Genomic DNA, 2,234 nt, shown 5'->3' on the forward strand with positions numbered 1-2,234 from the left:
GCGCCGCTCACTTCCGAGCCGGTGGTCGGCCGCCCGGTCACCGTCGCGGGCGGTCGTCGTCGTCCGCGGCGGGCATCACCGCGGTCGCGTGGGGCTCGTCCTCCGGCCGCACCGCGTTCTGCAGTGCGATGGACCGGGCCAGCCGGGCGTAGCGCAGTTCCTGTTCGCGGAAGCGCACGTACGTGGAGACGGTGACAAAGGCGAAGCCCATCACCAGCGCGTAGAGCACCAGGTCGGTGCCGCGCTGCACGCCCAGCGCGTTGGCCACCACGGTGAGGTCGTCCGGGCGCAGCACGGCGTAGACCATGAACACCACGAACAGCACGAAGCCGATCTTGACCCCGGCCTTGGCCCGCGCCTTGCGCCGGTTGGCCAGGAAGAACGCCACCAGCGCGGCGCCGGCGAGCAACAGCAGTGCCTTGATCATCGCGGCAACCTCTTTCCCACGAAACCGTCGGAGAGGATGTTGATCCCGTTGAGCAGCGACTGCCCCTTCGACATGGAGTACTCGGTGTAGAGGATGTCGACCGGCTGCTCGGCCACGCGCCACCCACGGCTGTCCATCAGTTCCACGAACTCGCTGGCGTGACTCATGCCGTTCATACGCAGGTTGAGGTCGTCGGCGACCCGCCGGTTAAACACCCGCAGTCCGTTGTGGGCGTCCGTCAGACCGAGCCTGCGGGTGCGTGGGCTGAGCATGACGACGGTCTTGAGGACGACCCGCTTGATCAGCGGCACCTGGTCGCCCTCGCGGCGTGGGCGGCCGAAGCGGGTCCCCACCACGATGTCCACGGGCTCACAGCGCAGCCGCTCGACCATCGCGAGGACGTCCTTGACCTGGTGCTGCCCGTCGGCGTCGAAGGTGACGAAGTAACGGGCGCCGGGTTGCGCGCGGGCGTACTCGACACCGGTCTGGATGGCGGCCCCCTGCCCGAGGTTGACGGGGTGGCGGACCAGGTGCGCGCCCGCACGGTGGATCGCCGCCGCGGAGTCGTCGGTCGAACCGTCGTCCACGGCAACGATGTAGGGGAACGTCTCGCGTGCGGTGCCGAGGACGTCCTCGATCACGGTGCCCTCGTTGAAGCAGGGGACGACCAGCCAGACGTCGCGGTTGCCTGTGGGGCCGCCCCCTGCCGCGCCGGAGGGTCCTGGGAGTCGCTCACTGTCACTGCTCATCGCCGGTCGATACTATGCGATCGAACGGAAAACCCTGTGAAGAGAAGGACGGCGGTTCCCCGATGGCCATCGATGTGATGCTCCCCTACTACGGGGATGTCGGACACTTCAAGAAGGCTGTGGACAGTGTCCTCTCCCAGACCTACACCGACTTCCGTCTGGTCGTGGTGGACGACGGCTACCCGGACCCGGAGCCGGCCCGCTACATGGGGGAGATCACCGCGCGCGACGAGCGGGTGACCTACGAGAAGAACGAGACCAACCTCGGCGCCAACGGCAACTACCGCAAGTGCCTGGAGATGGTCACGGCACCGATCGTCGTGGTGATGGGCGCCGACGACGTCATGCTGCCCAACTACCTGCAGGTGGTGGCGGACGGTTTCGCGGCCGTTCCCGACGCCGCCGTGATGGAGGTCGGCGTCAGCGTCATCGACGAACACGGTGCCCCCGTGCGGCCCCTGTCCGACACCGTCAAGGCGTTCACCTCGCCCAAGGCCGACGGTCGCACGGTCCTCCACGGCGAGAAGCTCATGACCTCGCTGATGCACGGGAACTGGACCTATTTCCCGTCTCTGGCGTGGAGTTCCGAGTGGATCCGCCGCATCGGGTTCCGCGAGGGACTGGACGTGGTGCAGGACCTGGCGCTGCTGGTCGACGTGATCACCGGTGGCGGTCACATGGTCTACGACCCGACCCTGGCGTTCCTCTACCGCCGGCATTCCGCCTCCGACTCCTCGGTGCGCGCGCTCGACGGCCGCCGCTTCGACGAGGAGGCCCGCTTCTTCGCCGGCGAGGCCGACGCGTTCGCGGCCCGGGGCTGGAAGAGCGCAGAGCGGGCCGCGCGTCTGCACCTGACCTCGCGGCTCAACGCGCTGTCGCTGTTGCCCACCGCGGCCCGGGCCGGCAAGTTCGCCGAGGGCGGCAAGCGGCTGCTCGGTCACAGCTTCCGGAAGTTCTGACCCCGACGGGAATTGACCGGAGCTGGCACGAGAGGAGGCCCGGATGGTCCCCGAGGCGTGGATCCCGCACCGCCGTGAGGACGGCGAACTGATCGGCTG

3 protein-coding genes are annotated in these 2,234 nt (G+C 68.5%); 1 reads left to right on the top strand and 2 read right to left on the bottom strand.

Translation table 11 applies throughout. The features are described from left to right. Nucleotides 1–37: 37 nt before the first annotated feature. Nucleotides 38–427: a DUF2304 domain-containing protein gene (locus G6017_RS07790; RefSeq protein WP_179524455.1), complete on the bottom strand. Its 390-nt coding sequence runs from the start codon at nt 425–427 to the stop codon at nt 38–40. Continuing rightward, on the bottom strand, nt 424–1,176 hold the full coding sequence (ppgS, locus tag G6017_RS07795; protein ID WP_241731421.1) for a polyprenyl-phospho-N-acetylgalactosaminyl synthase PpgS: 753 nt from the start codon (nt 1,174–1,176) through the stop codon (nt 424–426). Before ppgS ends, G6017_RS07790 begins: the two co-directional genes overlap by 4 nt. A 62-nt stretch (nt 1,177–1,238) precedes the next feature. Between ppgS and G6017_RS07800 the strand changes: the two genes are divergently transcribed. After that, nucleotides 1,239–2,135, top strand: a complete 897-nt coding sequence (locus G6017_RS07800; protein ID WP_182616798.1) for a glycosyltransferase family 2 protein — start codon at nt 1,239–1,241, stop codon at nt 2,133–2,135. The last annotated feature ends 99 nt before the right edge of the window (nt 2,136–2,234 follow it).

Source organism: Dietzia sp. B44 (assembly GCF_014145245.1).
GTDB classification, from domain to species: domain Bacteria; phylum Actinomycetota; class Actinomycetes; order Mycobacteriales; family Mycobacteriaceae; genus Dietzia; species Dietzia natronolimnaea.

Coding starts and splice junctions, on each gene's coding strand:
- G6017_RS07790 (WP_179524455.1), bottom strand. CDS start 427: ATGATCAAGGCACTGCTGTTGCTCGCCGGCGCCGCGCTGGTGGCGTTC.
- ppgS (WP_241731421.1), bottom strand. CDS start 1,176: ATGAGCAGTGACAGTGAGCGACTCCCAGGACCCTCCGGCGCGGCAGGG.
- G6017_RS07800 (WP_182616798.1), top strand. CDS start 1,239: ATGGCCATCGATGTGATGCTCCCCTACTACGGGGATGTCGGACACTTC.